Raw genomic sequence first — 19,095 nt, 5'->3', positions numbered from 1 at the left:
GCCGTCGCGATCCATGTCCTGGGGTACTCACTCGGACAGCAGCCGGGTGACGTCCTCTTCTGTCATCTGATCGATGGCCTGCTGGAGTTCATCGGGGGACAGACTGGCCAGCCTGGAGCGTTCGACCTCCAGGGCCAGGCTCTGCACGCTGGAGTCCGCGAAGAACGCCGCCAGCGAGATGTCGGTCGCGAAGATCTTCTTGATCTTGGACACCAGCTGGGCGGCCTGGAGGCTCGTACCGCCCAGGTCGAAGAAGCTGACGTTCTTCGCGAAGTCGGTCCTGCCGAGGATCGCGCCGAAGGCCTGGGTCATCATCTTGCGTTCGACATCGGTGAGCCGGTCCGTCGGCTCCGGCTCCGCGGCGGCTCCGACCCCCGGCAGCGCGCGTTCGTCGATCTTGCCGCTCCCGTTGATGGGGAGTTCGTCCAGCAGGACGAACCTGCTGGGCACCATCGTGGACACCAGGTGCCTGCGGCAGTGGTCACGCAGCGCCGATTCGGAGACGTCGGGCGCTCCGCCGGTCGCGCAGTAGGCGACCACACGTTTGTGGTCCTCGTCCTGCTGGACCTGCACGAACACGTTGCGCACTCCGCGGGCGGCGCGGATGGCACTCTCGATCTCACCGATCTCGATGCGCACACCGTTGATCTTGACCTGTTTGTCGGCCCGTCCGACGTACACCAGCCGGCCGTCACCGTTGTGCCGTGCCAGGTCGCCGGTCAGGTAGAGCCGCGCCGACGGGTCGTCGCCCACCGGGTCGGGGATGAAACGCTGCCGGTTGTCCTCGTCACGGTTCCAGTACCCCGCGGCGAGCCCGACCCCGCCGATGGCCAGCTGCCCGATGACGCCCTGGGGCACGGGCCGGTTCTGTGCGTCCAGCACGTACGCCACGTGGTTGTCCATCGGTCCGCCCATGGGCAGGGCGGCGGGCGACAGCGGTTCCTTCAGCTCTTCGACGATGCTGGTGACGGTGCACTCGGTGACGCCGTATCCGTTGAAGATGCGGCGGCCCTTGCCCCAGGCCCGTACGAGTTCGTGCGAGAAGGCCTCGCCGCCGACGAACACGATGCGCAGGTCACTGAGCGGGGCGGGATCGAGCAGCTTCATGACCGACGGCGGCAGGTCGGTCACCGTGACGCGGTGCTCCTCCAGGAACCGCTGGACGCCCGCCATGTCGAGGCGTGTCGCGGACGGTACGAAGTGGAGCGACGCACCCGTCAGCAGGGCGCCGAACATCTCGAAGACCGACACGTCGAACCCGCACGAGGCATAGCCGAGGAAACGATCCTCCGGAGTGAGCTCGAAGAGTGTGCGTACGTTGCGGATGAACCCCAGGATGTTGTCGTGGGTGATGAGCACACCCTTGGGTGTGCCGGTGCTTCCCGAGGTGTGCATCAGATAGGCGACGGCGTCCTTGCCGGGGCTCTCCGCGGGCGCGGGCGCCGCGTCCGGGAGGTCCGGGGGCAGCCGGAACTCCAGCGCGGGGGCGACACCGGCCGTCGTCGCGTCGCAGACCACGCTCCGCAGCCCGGCGTTGCCGACGATCGACTCGATGCGGCCCGGCGGGTTCATCGCGTCGATCGGGACGTACGCGGCGCCCAGGGCCATCAGTGCCAGCACGGTCGCGGGGAAGTCGGGGGACGGTTCGAGCGCGACGCCCACCCGGTCGCCGGCACCGATGCCGAGCGAGGCGAAGTGGGCACGGAGCGCCTCCGCCCGGCGCCGCAGGGCACCGTAGGTCACCGTCGCGTCGGGGGTGCTCACGGCCGGGCGCTCGGCGTGCTCGTCCGCGACGGCACAGAAATGCGTGAAGACGTTTCCGGTGGGCGACGGCGCCACGCGGCCCTTTCCGACAACCGCCTGCACCGCACGGGATTCCTCGTCATGGGCCCACGACTGTTTGATACTGATATCCGGCAGGGAAACGGCCCTGCGCAGTATTCCGACGAATACGCGCTGCATGGTGGCGATCGTCGCCGCGTCGAAGATATCGGTGTTGTACGCGGTATGGATCTCCAGATCCGCACCGTGCTGCGTGACCGTCCAGGACTGGAAGAACTTCGCGTGCGTGGTGTCGGGCTCGTTCTCGGTCGCGGTAAGTCCGTCGAGCCTGAGCGGTTCGGCCCACTCGTTCATCGTCAGCGTGTACTGGAACAAGGTGGAGCGCGATGACTCACGTTTGACGCCGGCTCCCGCTATGACCTCTTCGAGCGGGAGCTGCCCGTGGGACTGCGCCTCACGGAAGCGCCGCTGTACGTCCGACAGGCATTCCCGGAACGTCGCGTCGGGGTCGATCCGGCAGCGTAATGGCAGCATGTTGATGAAGAAGCCGATGGTTCTCTCGCATTCGGCTTCGGTACGGTTGGCCGTCGGCATTCCGAAGATGACGTCCTCGGATCCGGAGTATCTGTTGTAGAGGCATTCCATCGCCGTCGCATAGACGGTGATCGGCGTGGTCGACAGGGACGAGGCGAGATCGTTCACCTGCGCCGCCAGACCCTGCCAGGTGTCCACCTCCGCGGAGCCGGCGTACGTCGTCTCGGGCGGGAGAGGCCGGTCACCTGGTATGTCCATGACATCTACGCCTCGGAGTGCGCCCGCCCAGTAGTCCACGCTCTCCTGCCAGGCCCCCGCGCTCATGCGCTTGCGCTGCCAGACGCTGAAGTCGGCGAACTGAACGGTCGGGGGCTCGATCTTGGGCTGGGCGCCGGTCCGCCGCGCGTTGTACTCCCGCTCGAGTTCCTCGAAGAAGATCGACGTCGACACACCGTCGAAGATGATGTGGTGCACGAGGAAGCCGAAGTAGTGGAGGCCGGGACCGACGGTGACCAGAGTGGCCCGCCACAGCGGAAACTCCGTCAGGTCGAGCGCGGTCGCGGCGAGTTCGTCCATGAGCCGGCCGGCTTCGCTCTCGGATTCCGCGGTCGTCCTCTCGATGACGATCTCGGGGGAATCCACGATGCCCTGGAAGTACTCGTCGTTCTCCACGAGCACATAGGTCCGCAGCGCCTCGTGGCGCATGACGATACTGGTGAGTGCCCCAGTGAGGGCCTCGACATCGAGATCACCCTCCAGCCGGAACAGGAATGCGACGTTATAGGTCGACATCCCGGTCCGTAACCGGTCGACGAACCACAGGGTATTCTGCGAATGCGAGAGCGGAATATTGTTCCGGTCCTGGCGCGGCCGGGGTCCTTCGGTGATCTTGGCACGTGCACGTGCCAGCATGCCCGCAAGCGACTGCTTCTTATCCATCGCGGTTTCGTCGTGCACTGAACTCACCAAAGCTCCCTTGACGTCACATGGCGATCAAAAGCAGCAGTTCTGCGGGCATTTCAGCAGTGCGGGTACGGGAACACACAACTCCAATGTGCGTTCCGACCCCGGGATACCCTGCCGCACGGAATCCAGGAGGTCAAGGTCGCCCAGGACCCGCATCACGCGGGCGGACCCCTAAACGTTCCCCGGAGTTGTGAAGGTTAAGACCCGATTAGTTGGTATCTTCAACTAAAAATGTGCGCATTCATGATCATTCAATGTTCGAGAAACATTCCGCTTTCACCGCACGACCGCCGGGTTCCCGCTGATGGGACGAGAATCGCCCCGCACGGACGCCGGAGTCCGGTCGTCCGCTTGCATGGCGTCGGCAGTACGGCACAACACGTTCGTACGCTCATCCGGGGCGCCGTCACCCGCAGGTTCCTCGCTCGCGACCGGATCCCCCGCCCTTGAATGGTTGCGTCCGGTCGGCCGGTCGAGGCCGTACCTTCCGCGGGCGGACTTGTAGCATCAGGCGGACGCGGCCGGAAGGACGACCATGCACGACGGCGCCGATGCCAACTCCCTCGAGCGGGCGACGAAGGACTTCCTCTCGGTACGCCCGCGGCTCTTCGGTATCGCGTACCGCATGCTCGGCAGCGTCACCGAGGCCGAGGACATCGTCCAGGAAGCCTGGCTGCGGTGGCAGAAGGCGGACCGCGCCGACGTCCATGAACCGGCGGCCTTCCTGACCACGGTCACGACACGTCTGGCCATCAACGTCGCCCAGTCCGCCCGGGTGCGGCGGGAGTCGTACGCAGGTCCGTGGCTCCCCGAACCGGTCAGCACCCTGGCCGACCCGTATCTGGGCGCCGAGCGGGCAGAGGCGCTCGAACTGGCCCTGCTCCTGCTGATGGAGAAGCTGAACCCGCCGGAGCGGGCCGCCTACGTCCTGCGGCTGGCCTTCGACTACCCGTACAAGCAGGTCGCGGACATCCTGGAGACGAGTGAGGCCAACACCCGCCAACTGGTCAGCCGTGCGCGCAAGCACCTGGCCGCCGAGCGCCGGGACCGCGTCAGCCCGGCCGAGCACCGACGGCTCCTGACCGTGTTCCTCAACGCCGCGCAGACGGGCGATCTGGCGGCGCTGGAAGACGTGCTCACGGCTGATGTCGTCAGCATCTCCGACGGCGGCGGAATACGAGGCGCCTCCAGGATCCCGGTCGTCGGACTCCCCCACGTCTCCAGGTACCTGGTCGCCTTCGCGCCGCGCTTCTGGCCCCCGGCGCAGGTGCGGTGGGTCGAGGCCAACGGACAGCAGGCCGCTCTCGTCTCGGTCGGCGGGGAGCCCGTGGCCCTGCTCTCCCTCGATGTGTCGGCCGAGGGCATCGACCGGATCATGTGGGTGATGAACCCCGCCAAGCTGGCGCCCTACGCCGCCTCCGTGACCGCTTGACGTGTCCGGACATGTGCCGCACCGGCGCGTGTCATAGGAGCCGTCACCCTGGCTCGCTCCCGACCGGGACACAGCCGCCTCCGGTCACGGCGGGAACCACAGGCCGGCGTCGGCCGGCTCCCTCTCCGACGGCGACGACGACGGCATGCGCGGCACCGGCCGCGGGCCCCTGTCACATTTCCGCGGTCCGCGCTGTCAGTAGTACGTATCTGCAACTCGGCCAGGAGAAGACCATGGAATCGCGTCTCGACTACTTCGGGAATCCCCTCGCGGGCAAGGTGCTGAAGCACATCAACTCGGCCGGCAAGATCGTTTCGGATTCGGGCCTGCCGTCCGTGACCCAGGAACTGGTGAAGATCCGCGCCAGCCAGATCAACGGCTGCGGCTTCTGCACCGACATGCACACCAAGGACGCCACCGCCGCCGGGGAGACACCGGCGCGCCTCAACATGGTCGCCGCCTGGCGGGAGGCCACCGTCTTCACCGAGGCCGAGCGTGCGGCCCTGGAGCTGGCGGAGCAGGGCACCAGGATCGCCGATGCCTCTGGTGGCGTCACGGCTGAGGCCTGGGCGAACGCCGCCAAGCACTACGACGAGGACCAGCTCGTCGCGCTGATTTCGCTGATCGCCGTCATCAACGCCTACAACCGCATCAACGTGATCAACCAGCAGCCCGCCGGGAGCTACCAGCCCGGCCAGTTCGGCTGACGGAGCCACCCGGACCGGCCGGGCACCCGTGGTTCCGTCTCCACGCCCCCGGCCCCGGCGCCCATGTCGGCGGCGCCCGGTTCGCGGACTGGCCGGCTCAGCAGCAGTAGCAGTAGCCCACGGTGGATGAGGCGGCCCCCGGCGCAGGGGGCCGCCTCATCCGCAGGAGAGGAATCCGTCCGTCACCCTCCGATCGTGTGGAACTCCCGCCGAAGCGCCACGAATCCGCGCTCCTCGCGGCTGGGGTGGACCCGGTTGGTGAGCAGGATCGCGTAGCGGCCGGCCTCGGGGTCGATCCACAGGCTGGTGCCGGTGAAGCCCGTGTGGCCGTACGAGGCCGGGCCGAAGGTGTCGCCCACCGGTGAGCCGACCGGGTCCTGCCCCTGCCAGGCCAGTGTCCGGCGCAGGTTGAGGTGGTCCGTGCGGGGTGTCGTCATCAGAGTGAGGGTGTCCGGCTCCAGGAGCGGTGCGCCGCCGTCGAGCAGGCAGCGGGCCAGGAGCTCCAGGTCGGTGAGGGTGGAGAAGAGGCCGGCGTGCCCGGCGACTCCGCCGAGGACCACGGCGTTCTCGTCGTGCACCTCGCCGACGACGGTCCGGCCGCGCCACGGGCAGTCCTCGGTGGCCACCGCGCGGCTCCGGTCGGCCGGTCCGGGGCGGAAACCGGTGCCGGTCAGGCCGAGGGGCGCGCCGACGAGGTCGGCCATCAGCTGCTCCAGGCCCTGGCCCGCGGCCTGTTCGGCGATGAGGCCGAGCAGCATGAACCCCTGGGAGGAGTACGTCACTCGTGTGCCGGGCTCGGCGTTGCGCGGCAGCGGGCCGAGCGCCCGGAGCAGTGACGCGCGCGTGGGGTGGTCCCGGTAGAGCGGGACGCCGCCGGGCAGGCCCGCGGTGTGGTCGAGGAGCTGGGCGACCGTGCGGGCGGCGTGCGGACTGTCCGAGTAGCGGGGCAGGTGGTGGGCCACTGTGTCGTCGAGACCGAGGACGCCCCGGTCGACGAGTGCCATGACGACCAGACCGACGATCGGCTTCGTCACGGACGCGAGGTCCCACAGGTCGTGGCCGTCCAGCGCCGGCCCTTCGAGTGCGCGGGTGCCGGTCCAGCCTCGGTCGTACGGTCCTGCCGCGTCGCCCAGCGACCAGGCGGCGCCCGAGTAGAGACCGCGCGCCCGGCCGTCCTCCAGCAGGCGGCGGCGGGCGGCGGAGGTTGTCCGCGGGTTTTCGGCGCTCATCGCGTCTCCCCCGCCCCGGCCGCCTCGGCTCCGCCTGTGCCCCATGGGGCGCCGTCGCCGGCGACCAGTCCGAGCCGGGCGCCGGGCTGCGCGGCCAGGCTCGCCGACACCGCGGCCGCGGCGGAGCGCACCATCGGTCCGTACAGCTGTGCCGCGGCCTCGTCGAGCGTGAAGGCGAGGCCGGTCAGCACGACGGCGCCGACCGCGCGGCCCGTCGCGTCGCGCACCGGGGCGGCGAGCGCGCGCCGGTCGAGCCAGGCGTCCGTGCCGTCGAAGGCGTAGCCGTCACGGGCCGCGGCCGTCAGGGCCGCGCGCGTCGCGTCATCGGCGGGTGTGCCGTCGGGTCCTGCCGACAGCGGCTCGCTCTCCTCGGGCGGCAGGGCGGCCAGCAGGGCGAGGCCCGCCGCGCCCGCGGTCACCGGTTCGTGGAAGCCGGGGGCCAGGTCGAGCCCGAGGCCCTGGGCGGGCGCGCGGACGTCCAGGTGGATGACGGTGCGGTCGTCGCGCACCGCGTACGAGGCGAACAGGCCGGTGCGTACGCGGAGTTCGTCCAGGACCGGGCCGACCCTGCGCATCGCGGCATCGTCGGCGAGCGCGCCCGCGGCGAGCCCGAGGAGCCGGGGACCCGGCCGGTAGCTGCCGCCCGACGCCGCTTCCGCGTACCCCGTCGCGGCGAGCGAGCGCAGCAGCCGGTGCACGGTGGGCTTGGCGAGGCCCGTCCGGCGGGCGAGGTCGGCGAGGCGGTGCGGCGCACCCGCCCCGGCGAGAGCCGCCAGGACCTCCATCGCCTTGTCGACCGGCCCGGGAACGGGCGGCGCGGCGTCCCCTCCCGGGCCTCCGGAGGCGCCGATGGACGCTGCGGCGGAGGCCTGCTTCTGCGAACGACTGTTGACCGGTTTCCCCATGTGGCCTACCTTACCCGAACTGCATTCCATTCACCGGAACGAGCGTGTTGTCCAATGGAACGAATATGTGAAGGGGGAGGCGGCCCGCGCGTCGGGTACTCCCGCCGTTCGGCCCTGCGCCTGGGTGGCCTCGCGGTGCCCGCCCTCGCCGCCCCGGCCCTGCTGACCGGGTGCGGAGCCCCGTCGGCGGCCTCCGCCGGCAACGTACTGCGGGTCTCCCAGACCGGGGATCCCAAGACGATGGACCCGCACAAACAGGGCGACATGACGTCGATGAACGCCCTGATCAACATGTTCGACACGCTCACCACGCGGGGCCGCGACAACTCCCTCCAGCCGCGGATCGCCCTGTCCTGGAAGGCCGTCGAGCCGAAGGTGTGGCGGTTCGAACTGCGCCGCGGCGTCACCTTCCACAACGGCGAGCCGTGCGATGCCGAGGCGGTCCGGTTCAGCATCGAGCGGCTGCTCGACCCCGCCACCAAGTCGCCCATCGTGGAGCTGCGTTACGTCGAGTCGGTCAGCGTCGTCGACCGGTACACGGTGGACGTCCGCACCTCGGTGCACGACCCGATCCTGCCCGCGAAACTGTCCCTGTTCGGCGGCGTGGTGGTGCCTCCGCGCTATCTGGCGAAGGTCGGGGACGAGGGCTTCGCCGCGCATCCGGTGGGCACCGGCCCGTTCACGTTCCGGCGCTGGCAGCGCGACCACGAACTGCGCCTCGCCGCCTACGACCACCACTGGCAGGGCCGCCCGCACGTCGACGAGCTCGTCTTCGTGCCCGCCCCCAACTCCTCGTCCGCGCTGGCCGCTTTGCAGAGCGGCGGTGTCGACATCGTGGCGGGCATGACCCCGGACGCCGCCGAGCAGCTGGCCGGATACCCGGGCGTGCGGATCGACCACCACACCGGTATCCGCACCTCGTACCTGTCCCTCGACACCCTGACCGAAGGGCCGTTGCGCGACCGGCGGGTACGGCAGGCGCTCAACCACGCCGTCGACGTGCCGCTGCTCATCAAGGCGGTGCTCGGCGGCAACGCCACCGAGGTCCCGGCGATGATCCCGCGCGGCGCCTTCGGATTCGACGCCTCCGTGAAGCCGTATCAGCGTTCGCTCGCCAAGGCCCGCGCGCTCCTTGCCGACGCCGGTCATCCCGACGGCATCACCACGTCGATCACCGCGTCCAACCTGGACGCGAACGTCGCCGAGGCGATCTCGGGCCTGCTGGCCCGGGCCGGTATCCGCGCCAAGGTGAACCTGCTCGACCCGGGCACGTACTCCCAGCGCCTGACCTCTTCCAACCACGGTGCGCTCGGCCCGATGTACCTGGCCGCGTCCACCGTCTGGACCATGGACGGCGAGAGCATGCTCCAGTCGAACGTGCGCAGCGACCGGCGGCAGAGCCGCTGGCACCACAAGCGCGCCGACCAGCTCGTGGACCGCGAGGAGCTGTCGGTGGACCCGGCCGTGCGCCGCCGCGCCTTCTCCGAGCTCCAGCAACTGATCAAGGACGAGGCGCCGTTCGTGCCCCTCTACCAGATCGACAACATCTACGTGCACAACACCCGGCCGAGCTGGACGCCCGGCGCGGCAGGAGTGCTGGACATGGCGAGCGCGAAGGTGGCCCTGTGATGAGCCGGACCCTGACCGCCCCCGCCGCGCCCGCCACCTCCGTCACCGGTCCCGGCCGTGCCTGGACCGTGCTGCGGCCCGCCGCCGCGCGGCTGGGCACCGCGCTGCTGGTCCTGCTGTGCACGGCGACCGTCGCGTTCTTCCTGGTCCGCCTGTCCGGCGACCCGGTGAAGGTGATGCTGCCGCCGGACGCCACCGCCCAGCAGGAGACGGTGCTCCGGCACAGCCTCGGCCTGGACCGGCCGCTCGTCACGCAGTACCTGGACTACCTGTGGGGCCTGCCGCGCTTCGACTTCGGCAACTCCCTCTTCTACAACCAGCCGGTCCGCTCGGTCCTCGCCGACCGCATCCCGGCCACCCTGCTGCTCGCGGCCGGCGCCCTCGTGGTGACGCTGGTGATCGCGCTGCCCGCGGGCACGATCGCGGCGATGCGCCGCGGCAAGGCCGCGGACCGCGGTGTCATCACCGCCGTGCTGATCGGCCAGTCGACGCCCGCCTTCTGGGTGGGCATCCTGCTCATCCTGGTGTTCGCCGTGGGTCTGCACGCGCTCCCGGCCTCCGGTTACGGCACGTTCGCCCACCTCGTCCTGCCGTCGATCACACTGGCCGTCTACTCGGTCGCCGTCGTCGCGCGGCTGCTGCGGTCCTCATTGATCGATGTGCTCGGCTCCGACCACATCCGCACGGCCCGCGCCCGCGGTCTCGGCCCGGTGCGCACGGTGCTGCGGCACGGCCTGCGCAACGCGTCGCTGCCCGTGGTGACGGTCGTCGGTCTGGAGGTCGGCAGCCTGCTCGGCGGCGCGATCCTCACCGAGCAGGTCTTCTCCTGGCCGGGCGTCGGCCAGCTGACCGTGCAGGCCATCGCCAACCGCGACTTCCCCCTGGTACAGGGCACCGTGCTGCTGTTCGCCGCCACGTTCGTCGCGGTGAACCTGCTCGTGGACCTGTCCTACGGCCTCCTCGACCCGAGGGTGAGGAACTCCCGATGACCATCACCACCGCCCCCGCGGCCACCGCCGCAACCGCCCCCGCACCGTCCCAGCCGTCCGTGCTGCGCTCGCTGCTGCGCAACCGGCTGGCCGCGATCGCACTCCTCTTCCTCCTGCTGATCATCGTGTGCGCCCTGTTCGCGCCCCTGATCGCTCCCGCCGACCCGGCCGCCCAGAACCTCCTCGGCCGGCTCCAGCCCCCCGCCTGGCAGTCCGGCGGCAGTGCGGACCACCTCCTGGGCACCGACCAGCTCGGCCGCGACCTGCTCTCCCGGGTGGTCTACGGCACCCGGGTCTCGCTGCTCGTCGGCGCCGGGGCGGCCCTGCTCGCCGGGGTCATCGGGACGATCGCGGGCCTGGCCTCCGGGTACCTCGGCGGCTGGACCGACCGCGTCGTCATGCGGGTCGCGGACGTCCAGCTCGCCTTTCCCGCGATCCTGCTGGCGCTCGCCGTCGTCGGCTTCGTCGGCTCGGGACTCGGCTACGTCATCCTCGTGATCGGCATCACCGGCTGGGTGTCGTACGCCCGAGTGGTGCGCTCCGAGGTGCTGTCGCTGCGCACCCGCGACTTCATCACCGAGGCCCGAGCGATCGGCGTCGGCGACATGGCGATCATGCGCAGGCACCTGCTGCCCAACGTGATGGCCCCGCTGGCCACGATCGGCACCCTGCACATCGCGTCGGCCATCGTCGCCGAGGCGTCCCTGAGCTATCTGGGCCTCGGCGTCCCGAAGGAGACGGTGACCTGGGGCGGCATGCTCTCCGACGGGCAGCTCTACCTCGGCACGTCCTGGTGGATCGCCGTCTTCCCCGGCATCGCGCTCATGCTCACCTCGCTGTCCATCAACATCCTGGGCGACGCGCTGCGCGACGTCGCGGACCCGAAGGCGTACCGCCGATGACCGACTCCGCACAGACCCCGCCGTCCGTACCCGTCCTCGAATTCCGGGACCTGCGCGTCGACTTCGCCCTCGCCGCCTCGACCGTGCACGCGGTGCGCGGGGTGAGCTTCGCGGTGCACGCCGGCGAGACCCTCGCCGTCGTCGGCGAGTCCGGCAGCGGCAAGTCGGCCACCGCGCTGTCCGCGCTGCGCCTCAACCCCGAGCCTCCGTGCGTGTACGCCGGGGGGCAGGTGCTGCTCGACGGCGGCGACGTACTCGCCCTGCGCGAGAAGGAGTTGCGCAAGGTCCGCGGGGGGCAGATCTCCATGGTCTTCCAGGACCCGATGACCAGCCTCGACCCCTTGCAGCGGGTGGGCGACCAGGTGTCCGAGGTGCTTCGGCTGCACGGCGGCCACTCCCGCGCCGAGGCCCGCCGGGCGGCGCTGACCGCACTGGACGAGGTCGGCATCCCCGACCCGGAACGGCGCTACGGCCAGTACCCGCACGAGCTGTCCGGCGGCCTGCGCCAGCGCGTCATGATCGCCTCCGCGCTCGTGGCCCGGCCCCGCGTCCTGATCGCCGACGAACCCACCACGGCCCTGGACGTGACCGTGCAGCGGCAGATCCTGGAGCTCCTGGTGGGCCTCCAGCGACGCCACGGCATGGCCGTCCTGCTGATCACCCACGACCTGGGCGTCGTCGCCGAGACCGCCGACCGGGTCGTCGTCATGCGGCACGGCGAGGTCGTCGAGACCGGCGGTGTCGAGCAGGTCTTCACCCGCCCCGCAGCCCCGTACACCCGCGATCTGCTGGCCGCCACTCCCCGACTGGAGCCCGTCGCATGACCACGAAACCGCTGCTGGAGATCGACGGCCTGCGCAAGGAGTTCCCCGGCCGCCCGCCGAGCGTCGCCGTCGACGACGTCTCCCTGTCCGTGATGGAGGGCGAGACCTTCGCCCTGGTCGGCGAGTCCGGCTGCGGCAAGACCACACTGACCCGGCTGCTGCTGCGGCTGCTCGAACCCACCGCGGGCAGCGTCCGGTTCGACGGCACCGACCTGCTGGCCCTGAAGGGCGCCGAACTGCGGCCGCTGCGCCGGCAGATGCAGGTCGTGCTCCAGGACCCTTACTCCAGCATGAACCCACGGCTGCGGATCGCCGACATCGTCGGGGAGCCGCTCGTCACCCACGAGGAGTGGGCGCGCGGGCGGCGCGGCCGGGCGAAGGTGCGGGAGCGGGCCGGCGAACTGCTGGACTCCGTCGGTCTGGACGAGAGCATCCTGGACCGGTATCCGCACGAGTTCTCCGGCGGGCAGCGCCAGCGCATCTCCATCGCACGGGCCCTGGCCCTGGAGCCGCGGCTGGTCGTGCTCGACGAGCCGACGAGCGCGCTCGACGTGTCCGTGCAGGCCCGCGTCCTCGACCTGCTCGCAGAGCTCCAGGACCGGCTCGGCCTGACCTACTTCTTCATCTCGCACAACCTGGCCGTCGTCCGCCGGATCGCCGACCGGGTGGCCGTGATGCGCCAGGGCCGCATCGTCGAGTCGGGCACCGCCGACCAGGTGTTCACCGCGCCCGAGGACCCGTACACCCGGCGGCTGCTGGACGCCGTGCCGGTGCCGGACCCCGGCCGCCGGATCCTGGGGAGCGTCCCGGCATGAGCGCGGTGCGAGCGTGCCTGCCAGGCGTCGCCGAGCAGACGGGACTCCCGAAACACGCCCTAGGGCCGGGGCCCCGACAGGACCAGGCCCGCCGCTCCCAGCAGCGCGCCGGTGTCCGCCGGCTCGCCGAGGACCACGGTGGGGACCTCGCCGCCGCCGAGCACATCGGCGCGCAGCCGGGACTCGACCAGGGCCCGGAACGGCTCACCGCCGTCCAGTGCCTCACCGTGCAGCACGAACAGTCCGCACGCGAAGAGCTGCTGGACGGTGGCCAGGCCGAGCACCAGGTTCTCCGCGTACCGCGCGACGAGACCGGCGGCGGCCGGGGTGCCTGCAGCCGTCAGGGCCGCGAGCGTCGCCGCCTCGGGGGCGAAGCCCTGTTCGGCGGCGCGCTCGCGCAGCCAGCGGGTCGTCGCCACGGTCTTCCAGCAGCCGCGCCGGCCGCAGGTGCAGAGCTCGCCGCTCGCGGTGACCGTCATATGGGCGCCGCTGCGGCCACCGGCCGGGGCCAGCACCTCACCCTCGTACAGGATGCCGACGCCGAGCACCTCACCGGTCGCGACGGAGGCGAACGAGCGACGGCCGCGTCCCGCGCCGAACCAGCGGTCGCCGAGCACCTGCACCCGGGCCCGGTGCTCGATCCGCACGGGCGCACCGGCCAGCTCCGCGAGCCGGTCGGCGACCGGGTAGCCGCGCAGCGCCGGGGCGTCGTTCACCTCGATGATCCGGCCCGCCACCGGGTCCACCACACCGGCCGCGGCCACACCGACGCCGAGCAGGTCCTGGCCGGCGAACACCGCGGCCGCCTCCCGCAGCGCCGCGTCGACGGCGGCCGGGTCGGCGCTGCCCGCGTCGAAGCGGGCCTGCGTCCGCTCACGGACGGCTCCGGCGCGGGTGAGCAGCGCGGCACGCACCAGTCCGGGCAGCACCTCGACGGCGCCCAGCACACCGACGCCCCGCCCGGCCGGCTCGTCCGGCTGCGGATCGGGTACCAACCGCAAAGGAATACGTTCATGCGCCATGCGCCGACTCTGTCATGCCCCCGGACCGGGGAGACAGCGGCATGACCCACCGCAATCTGACCGAGGCCACCTGGCGCGAGACGCGGGCCGCGGCCGCCGGCTCGATCGCCGTGCTGCCGATCGGTTCGCAGGAGCAGCACGCCGAGCACCTGCCGATGGGCACGGACACGATGCTCGCCGACGCCGTCGTCTCCCGGGCCCTGGCCCTGCTGGAGGAGCGGGCCGCCGCCGGTGAGGACGTGCCCGGTCTCGTCCGGCTGCCGACGCTGCCGTACGGGCACAGCCCGCACCATCTGTTCGCGGCGGCGCTGACCCTGTCCGCGCCGGTCCTCGGCATGGTCCTGGACGAGCTCCTGGACTCGCTGGCCGCCTGTGGCTACCGCCGGGTGCTCGTCGTCAACGGGCACGGCGGCAACGACGAGATCATGCGGCTCGCGGTCAAGCGGTTCGCGCTGCGCGCCGAGGTGACGGCGGCCGCTTGCTCGTACTGGACGCTCACGGACACCGGTGAGCCCGGGGCCGACGCCGAGGCGGACGCGGCGGACGAGCGGCATGCCGAGCTGGTGCCCGGGCACGCCGGCTGGTTCGAGACCTCGCTGATGCTGGCCGCGCAGCCGGCCCTGGTACGCACCGAGCGGGCCCGGCACGCACCGGTCGAGCCGCCGCCCCTGTTCGACAAGCCGCCGTATCCCGGGCTGACCGTGGAGCGGCACGGCGAGTGGGAGCGGGTGGGCGGCGCCACCGACGACGCGGCCGGCGCCGACGCCGCGCACGGTGAGCGCCTGCTCGACCGGCGCGCCCGGGGCCTCGCCCGCGCCGTCCTGGCCTTCGACGCCGCGTCGCGCCCCCTCGCGTGACCGTCCCCCCAGATTTCACACGTAAGGAACCGTTCATGAAGATCACCGAGGTCGACGTCCACGTCGTCAATCTGCCGCTGGTCAACCCCTTCACCAGCTCCTTCGAGACGAAGACCGGGGAGACGCGCACCGTGGTGCGTATCAGGACGGACTCCGGGGTGGAGGGCTGGGGCGAGACGATGTGGGGTCGGCCGGTCGCCGCGATCGTGCGTGACCTCGCCGAGGACCTGATCGGCACCAGCCCGTTCGCCCTGGAGTCCTTCCACCGCCGCCACCACATGGTGCCGTTCTTCTACGGGTACCTCGGTTACGCCGCCCTGGCCGCGATCGATGTCGCCTGCTGGGACGCCATGGGCAAGGCCACCGGGCAGTCGGTGACCGATCTGCTGGGCGGCCCGGTCCGCGACGAGGTGCCGCTGACCGCGCTGATCACCCGCGCCGACGCACCGGGTGCCGCCGCGGGCGACCTGCCGGGGGCGCTCGCCGAGCACACCGAGCGGGTGGTGGCCGAGGGCGGGTTCACCGCCGTGAAGCTCAAGGGCACCAAGGACGTCCAGGGCGACGTCGCGATCCTGCGGGCGGTACGGACCGCGCTGCCCGAGGTGAATCTGCGCGTCGACCCGAACGCCGCCTGGTCGGTGCCGGACTCGATACGTGCCGGCATCGCCCTGGAGGAGCTGGACCTGGAGTACCTGGAGGACCCGTGCGTGGGGATCGAGGGGATGAGCCAGGTCCGCCAGAAGGTACGTATCCCGCTGTGCACCAACATGTGTGTGGTCCGCTTCGAGGACTTCGCGCCCGCGATGCGCCTCAACGCGGTCGACGTGATCCACGGTGACGTCTACAAGTGGGGCGGCATCGCGGCGACGAAGGCGCTGGCCGCGCACTGCGAGACGTTCGGCCTCGGCATGAACCTGCACAGCGGCGGCGAGCTGGGCATCGCGACCGCCGCACACCTCGCGGTCGTCGCCAGCACCCCGGTGCTGTCCCGTGCCATCGACTCCATGTACTACCTGCACGCGGACGACATCATCGAGCCGCTCACCCTGGCGGGCGGCAGCCTGCGGGTGCCGGACGGACCGGGTCTCGGCGTCACCGTCGACGAGGACAAGCTCCGCCACTACGCGGAGGTCAACGCACGCGAAGGAGACCTGACCAAGTGACGACGGACCACCTCCGCCCCGGACGCCGCGCCGTCACGACGGCCGGCGCGCCCGCGCCGATCGGCGGGTACAGCCAGGGCATCGCGGCGGGCCCGTACCTCTTCACCTCCGGGTTCGGCCCGCAGGACCCGGTCACCGGCGCACTGGGCGACACCATCGAGGAGCAGACCCGCCAGGTCCTCGCGAACGTGAGCGCCCTGCTCGCCACGGACGGGCTGACGCTCGACGACGTGGTGAAGGCGACCGTCCATCTCCAGGACGTGCACCGTGACTTCGCGGGCTTCGATCAGGTCTACCGGGAACACTTCGGTGACCCCCGCCCGGTGCGCACCACGGTGGGCTCCGAGCTGATGGGCATCCTGGTGGAGATCGACGTGGTGGCGCTGCGCCGGAATCCCTGATCCGGGTACCCGTACGTGGGCCGGACCGTCGTCGGACGGTCCGGCCCACGTATGCGTCCCTCAGCCACGCCAGTCGCCCGCGAACCAGGCCCGCAGGCGCGGCCGGTCCGCGCAGGCCGTGAACCGGTCGGCCGCCAGGTGATCGCTGTACCGCACCCGCGCCGCCTCCCGCTCGCACTGTGCGGGAGTGACGGGCTGCCCCAGGTACCAGCCGGCGGCGAACACGGCGGCCAGGACGGCGGCGGCCGCCAGACGGCGCCGGGTGCGGGGTGCGGGTCTCGTCATACGCATGACCAACGAGCCTACGGGCAGGGCCCGGTGACCGCGGGACCGCCTCGGTCACCGGTGCGCGCTCAGCCCGTCAGGTGTCCCAGCACCGAGCGCATCGCGCGGCGCACGGCCTCGCGTGACTCCTCCGTCCGGTCGAGGGCGTCGAAGGTGTGACGGCCGTTCGGTACGTCGATCACCTCGGCGTCCGCCCCGTACTTCGTGGCCGCGGTCAGGAACTCCTCGACCGTGGCCGCGATCCCGGGCATCTCGCGCCCCACCCGGGTGATGACCAGCGGCAGCGTGCCCGCTCCCGCCACCGCCTCCTCCGGGCGGAACCTGGCATCCACCGGTCCCCAGGCGGGGAGCGGGACCAGGACCGGGTAGGAGGCCGCCAGGCAGCGCAGCCAGGCCGGGGGCTCCCGCAGCCAGTGCGCCGCCAGCAGGCCGCCGCCCGAGAAGAACCAGAGCGCGATCCGGTCCGGGTCCACCCGTGGATCGGCCCGGACCAGCTCCACCGCCGCGGCCACGTCGGCGGCGGCCCGCGGATAGCCGGCCATGTCGTGCAGCCGGTGATCGAGTGTCACACCGACCGCCCCCTCCGAGGCCGCGTACCGGGCGTACCCCTGGAGGAGCGGCCAGTCCCGCGGGGTCGGCTCGACCCCGGCGGGCACCGGTCCGCCGTGCACGAACACCACGGCCGGCCGGGGGCCGTCGGCGTCCGGCAGACAGAGGTCGACGTTCCCGTGCCGCTCGGACGGGAGTTGCGGCACGTCCAGTACGAACGGCCGCAGGTGGGTGGGCGGTTCGGCGGAGCCGGGCGGCACGAGGTGGTGTCCCTCGCCCGCGGCGGCCCGCAGCAGTACGTCGGCGAGCTCGGCCGGAAGGGACAGCATCGGCCAGTGTCCGGTGGGGAGATCGAAGAACGACACCAGGGGGCCTGCCAGCGGAACCAGAGCCGGGTCACCGAAGTCGACCCGCTGCTGGACCATCGCGATGCTCGAACCGTTCGCGTCGCACAGCACCCCGGTGACGGGCAGTGCGCCGACCGCCCCGGTCAGCCGCAGCGGCTGGAGGAGGGTGCCCAGGGGTTGCGGGGAGGCCAGGCCGGTGAGCCGGTCCAGCGCCGCTTCGGGGATGCCCGCGGTGCTGCCCCAGCGCTGCCACGCGTCGCGGGCCGGAGGATCCAGGTCCCCGCCGGTGCCTTCCGCACCGGCCCGGGCGACCAGTTCCTCGCGCAGGGCCGGGTCCGGCACGGTGGCCAGGGCCGGCACCCCGTCGTGGCCCGGGCCCGTGTCCACGCAGACGATCCGGCCGATGCGCTCCGCGCGCCGGTCGGCGGCGCCCAGCACCGGGTAGGTGCCGTAGCCGTGGGCGACCAGGACGATTCCCCCGTCCCGGCCGGGCCCGGCGCCCACCGAGTCGATCACCGCGAGCACGTCCTCGATGTGCGTCTCCAGGCCGACGGCGTCGCCCGGGCGCCCGTCGAGACCGGCCAGGTTCACCGTGTGCACCCCGGCGCCCGCCGAGACCAGGTGTGCGGCGGTCTCCTCCCACACGTGTGCACCGGTGAACATCCCTGCCACCAGGACGAATTCGGTCATGGTCCGCTCCTCCGCGATCCGTGGTCGGCGGACCGGTCACACGCTCCGGCCGCCCTCGCCGGTACGGTAGAAGCTCCCCCGGAGGGAGGTTCAAGTGTTCCTGTCGCACGACGGACTGTGCAGTATCGGCGAGCTCGCGGAGCGCGCCGGCCTCACCGTCAAGACCGTCCGTTTCTACTCCGACCGGGGCCTGCTGCCGGAGGCCGCCCGCAGCGCGGGCGGACACCGCCGCTACGGCCCCGACGCGCTCGGCCGGCTGCGCCTTCTCCGCTCCCTGCGCGCTCTCGGCCTGCCGGTGCGCGAGGTGCGGCGCGTCCTGGACGAGGAGGACGCGGCGGACCGCGTGCTGGAGGACGCCGTCGCGGGGCAGCTGCGCGAACTGGGCTCGGAGCTCGCGGCCCTGCGCTGGCGGGAGGCCGGGCTGCGGCTGGTGCTGGAGTGCCCGCCCGGGGACCGGGCCGACCGGTTGCGCCTGATCGGGGCGGTGGGCGCCCCGCCGGACACCGCCGCGCTGGCCCGGTTCTGGCGGGCCTGGCTGCCGCCGCGGATGCCGGCCCGGGCGACGGCCGCGTTCCTGGAGGCGGCGGTGCCCCAGCCGCCCGGCGACCCGGCACCGGCCCAGGTGCTGGCCTTCGCCCGGCTGTACGCGCTCGTGACCCAGCCGTGCACGGGCTCCGGACCGTGCCAGCCCGAGGCGCACAAGGCCCCGGGGTCCCGCGGTCCTGCCGTGCTGTACGCGGGCCTCGCCCAGGCCTACGAACTGGCGGGCGCCCCGTTGCGCCAGGGCTTGGAGCCGGTTCCCGGCGAGGAGCTGGACAGCTTCGTGGACGCGTACGCGAGCGCGTACGGCGGCCGTGACACCCCCGGCTTCCGCCGGCTGCTGGCCGGCCAGCTCGCCGACGATCCGCGGATCGACCGGTACTGGGAACTGGTGACCGAGGTGATCACCCCGCCCGGCGGCCGGCCCGAGCCGACGCCGGGCTCCGCACACGACTGGCTGTTCGCGGCGCTGGAGGCGCAGACCGCCGAAGCGGCCTGAGCCTCGAAGAGGCCCAGGCCGAACGGAC

General features: G+C 71.9%; 17 protein-coding genes. 11 read left to right on the top strand and 6 right to left on the bottom strand.

The window, feature by feature from the left end:
* Positions 1-27: 27 nt before the first annotated feature.
* Positions 28-3,228 carry a non-ribosomal peptide synthetase gene (locus tag OG408_RS33345; protein ID WP_266786577.1) on the bottom strand — a complete coding sequence of 1,067 codons (3,201 nt, stop codon included), beginning with the start codon at positions 3,226-3,228 and terminating at the stop codon, positions 28-30.
* A gap of 589 nt (positions 3,229-3,817) precedes the next feature.
* Here OG408_RS33345 and OG408_RS33340 point away from each other — a divergent pair.
* Entirely contained in the window at positions 3,818-4,714 is an 897-nt protein-coding gene (locus tag OG408_RS33340) for an RNA polymerase sigma-70 factor (protein ID WP_266784985.1), read from the top strand.
* Between the two features lie 233 nt (positions 4,715-4,947).
* Positions 4,948-5,421, top strand: coding sequence for a carboxymuconolactone decarboxylase family protein (locus OG408_RS33335; RefSeq protein WP_266784983.1), 474 nt, complete (start codon positions 4,948-4,950; stop codon positions 5,419-5,421).
* Positions 5,422-5,603: 182 nt separating this feature from the next.
* Here OG408_RS33335 and OG408_RS33330 read toward each other — a convergent pair whose 3' ends face one another.
* Together OG408_RS33330 and OG408_RS33325 are read right to left on the bottom strand one after the other, a co-directional pair.
* On the bottom strand, positions 5,604-6,650 hold the full coding sequence (locus tag OG408_RS33330; protein ID WP_326673526.1) for a serine hydrolase domain-containing protein: 1,047 nt from the start codon (positions 6,648-6,650) through the stop codon (positions 5,604-5,606).
* Positions 6,647-7,555 carry a helix-turn-helix domain-containing protein gene (locus OG408_RS33325; protein WP_326673525.1) on the bottom strand — a complete coding sequence of 303 codons (909 nt, stop codon included), beginning with the start codon at positions 7,553-7,555 and terminating at the stop codon, positions 6,647-6,649. The genes OG408_RS33330 and OG408_RS33325 overlap by 4 nt, the downstream gene beginning before the upstream one ends.
* Before the next feature lie 54 nt (positions 7,556-7,609).
* Between OG408_RS33325 and OG408_RS33320 the strand changes: the two genes are divergently transcribed.
* Genes OG408_RS33320 through OG408_RS33300 form a run of 5 tightly spaced genes read left to right on the top strand, consistent with a single transcriptional unit; the run spans position 7,610 to position 12,714 of the window.
* Positions 7,610-9,184 carry an ABC transporter substrate-binding protein gene (locus tag OG408_RS33320; protein WP_266784977.1) on the top strand — a complete coding sequence of 525 codons (1,575 nt, stop codon included), beginning with the start codon at positions 7,610-7,612 and terminating at the stop codon, positions 9,182-9,184.
* Positions 9,184-10,173, top strand: a complete 990-nt coding sequence (locus tag OG408_RS33315) for an ABC transporter permease (RefSeq protein ID WP_285565100.1) — start codon at positions 9,184-9,186, stop codon at positions 10,171-10,173. Before OG408_RS33320 ends, OG408_RS33315 begins: the two co-directional genes overlap by 1 nt.
* On the top strand, positions 10,170-11,075 hold the full coding sequence (locus OG408_RS33310; protein WP_326673524.1) for an ABC transporter permease: 906 nt from the start codon (positions 10,170-10,172) through the stop codon (positions 11,073-11,075). The genes OG408_RS33315 and OG408_RS33310 overlap by 4 nt, the downstream gene beginning before the upstream one ends.
* Positions 11,072-11,899, top strand: a complete 828-nt coding sequence (locus tag OG408_RS33305) for an ATP-binding cassette domain-containing protein (protein WP_285565101.1) — start codon at positions 11,072-11,074, stop codon at positions 11,897-11,899. The genes OG408_RS33310 and OG408_RS33305 overlap by 4 nt, the downstream gene beginning before the upstream one ends.
* Positions 11,896-12,714: an ATP-binding cassette domain-containing protein gene (locus tag OG408_RS33300; RefSeq protein WP_266784969.1), complete on the top strand. Its 819-nt coding sequence runs from the start codon at positions 11,896-11,898 to the stop codon at positions 12,712-12,714. Before OG408_RS33305 ends, OG408_RS33300 begins: the two co-directional genes overlap by 4 nt.
* 59 nt (positions 12,715-12,773) lie before the next feature.
* Here OG408_RS33300 and OG408_RS33295 read toward each other — a convergent pair whose 3' ends face one another.
* Positions 12,774-13,736: an ROK family protein gene (locus tag OG408_RS33295; RefSeq protein WP_266784967.1), complete on the bottom strand. Its 963-nt coding sequence runs from the start codon at positions 13,734-13,736 to the stop codon at positions 12,774-12,776.
* A gap of 41 nt (positions 13,737-13,777) precedes the next feature.
* Between OG408_RS33295 and OG408_RS33290 the strand changes: the two genes are divergently transcribed.
* From OG408_RS33290 to OG408_RS33280, 3 genes are read left to right on the top strand one after another with little or no spacing between them, the layout of a single operon-like run.
* A complete protein-coding gene (locus OG408_RS33290) occupies positions 13,778-14,593 on the top strand; it encodes a creatininase family protein (RefSeq protein WP_266784965.1) in 816 nt (271 codons plus the stop codon).
* A 35-nt stretch (positions 14,594-14,628) separates the two neighbouring features.
* Positions 14,629-15,756: a mandelate racemase/muconate lactonizing enzyme family protein gene (locus OG408_RS33285; protein ID WP_285565103.1), complete on the top strand. Its 1,128-nt coding sequence runs from the start codon at positions 14,629-14,631 to the stop codon at positions 15,754-15,756.
* Positions 15,753-16,157, top strand: coding sequence for a RidA family protein (locus tag OG408_RS33280; RefSeq protein WP_326673523.1), 405 nt, complete (start codon positions 15,753-15,755; stop codon positions 16,155-16,157). Before OG408_RS33285 ends, OG408_RS33280 begins: the two co-directional genes overlap by 4 nt.
* Before the next feature lie 60 nt (positions 16,158-16,217).
* Here the strand turns inward: OG408_RS33280 and OG408_RS33275 are convergent, their stop codons facing one another.
* Both OG408_RS33275 and OG408_RS33270 read right to left on the bottom strand, forming a co-directional pair.
* Positions 16,218-16,448 (bottom strand): hypothetical protein, encoded by a 231-nt coding sequence (locus OG408_RS33275; protein WP_266784961.1) that lies wholly within the window; start codon positions 16,446-16,448, stop codon positions 16,218-16,220.
* A 62-nt stretch (positions 16,449-16,510) separates the two neighbouring features.
* Entirely contained in the window at positions 16,511-18,028 is a 1,518-nt protein-coding gene (locus OG408_RS33270; protein ID WP_326673522.1) for an alpha/beta fold hydrolase, read from the bottom strand.
* Between the two features lie 94 nt (positions 18,029-18,122).
* Between OG408_RS33270 and OG408_RS33265 the strand changes: the two genes are divergently transcribed.
* Complete coding sequence (locus tag OG408_RS33265; RefSeq protein WP_326673521.1) at positions 18,123-19,067, top strand: helix-turn-helix domain-containing protein; 945 nt, start codon at positions 18,123-18,125, stop codon at positions 19,065-19,067.
* The last annotated feature ends 28 nt before the right edge of the window (positions 19,068-19,095 follow it).

The sequence above is a fragment of the Streptomyces sp. NBC_01257 genome (genome assembly GCF_035917255.1).
Classification (GTDB): Bacteria; Actinomycetota; Actinomycetes; order Streptomycetales; family Streptomycetaceae; genus Streptomyces.
Note: the sequence above shows the minus strand (reverse complement) of the source record. Positions and strands in the feature narration are given on the sequence as shown.

Excerpts from the sequence above, each read along its gene's own strand:
- OG408_RS33330 (WP_326673526.1), bottom strand. The coding sequence starts at position 6,650 with ATGAGCGCCGAAAACCCGCGGACAACCTCCGCCGCCCGCCGCCGCCTG.
- OG408_RS33320 (WP_266784977.1), top strand. The coding sequence starts at position 7,610 with ATGGAACGAATATGTGAAGGGGGAGGCGGCCCGCGCGTCGGGTACTCC.
- OG408_RS33345 (WP_266786577.1), bottom strand. The coding sequence starts at position 3,228 with ATGCTGGCACGTGCACGTGCCAAGATCACCGAAGGACCCCGGCCGCGC.
- OG408_RS33335 (WP_266784983.1), top strand. The coding sequence starts at position 4,948 with ATGGAATCGCGTCTCGACTACTTCGGGAATCCCCTCGCGGGCAAGGTG.
- OG408_RS33340 (WP_266784985.1), top strand. The coding sequence starts at position 3,818 with ATGCACGACGGCGCCGATGCCAACTCCCTCGAGCGGGCGACGAAGGAC.
- OG408_RS33285 (WP_285565103.1), top strand. The coding sequence starts at position 14,629 with ATGAAGATCACCGAGGTCGACGTCCACGTCGTCAATCTGCCGCTGGTC.
- OG408_RS33300 (WP_266784969.1), top strand. The coding sequence starts at position 11,896 with ATGACCACGAAACCGCTGCTGGAGATCGACGGCCTGCGCAAGGAGTTC.
- OG408_RS33315 (WP_285565100.1), top strand. The coding sequence starts at position 9,184 with ATGAGCCGGACCCTGACCGCCCCCGCCGCGCCCGCCACCTCCGTCACC.
- OG408_RS33310 (WP_326673524.1), top strand. The coding sequence starts at position 10,170 with ATGACCATCACCACCGCCCCCGCGGCCACCGCCGCAACCGCCCCCGCA.
- OG408_RS33325 (WP_326673525.1), bottom strand. The coding sequence starts at position 7,555 with ATGGGGAAACCGGTCAACAGTCGTTCGCAGAAGCAGGCCTCCGCCGCA.
- OG408_RS33295 (WP_266784967.1), bottom strand. The coding sequence starts at position 13,736 with ATGGCGCATGAACGTATTCCTTTGCGGTTGGTACCCGATCCGCAGCCG.
- OG408_RS33270 (WP_326673522.1), bottom strand. The coding sequence starts at position 18,028 with ATGACCGAATTCGTCCTGGTGGCAGGGATGTTCACCGGTGCACACGTG.
- OG408_RS33290 (WP_266784965.1), top strand. The coding sequence starts at position 13,778 with ATGACCCACCGCAATCTGACCGAGGCCACCTGGCGCGAGACGCGGGCC.
- OG408_RS33275 (WP_266784961.1), bottom strand. The coding sequence starts at position 16,448 with ATGCGTATGACGAGACCCGCACCCCGCACCCGGCGCCGTCTGGCGGCC.
- OG408_RS33305 (WP_285565101.1), top strand. The coding sequence starts at position 11,072 with ATGACCGACTCCGCACAGACCCCGCCGTCCGTACCCGTCCTCGAATTC.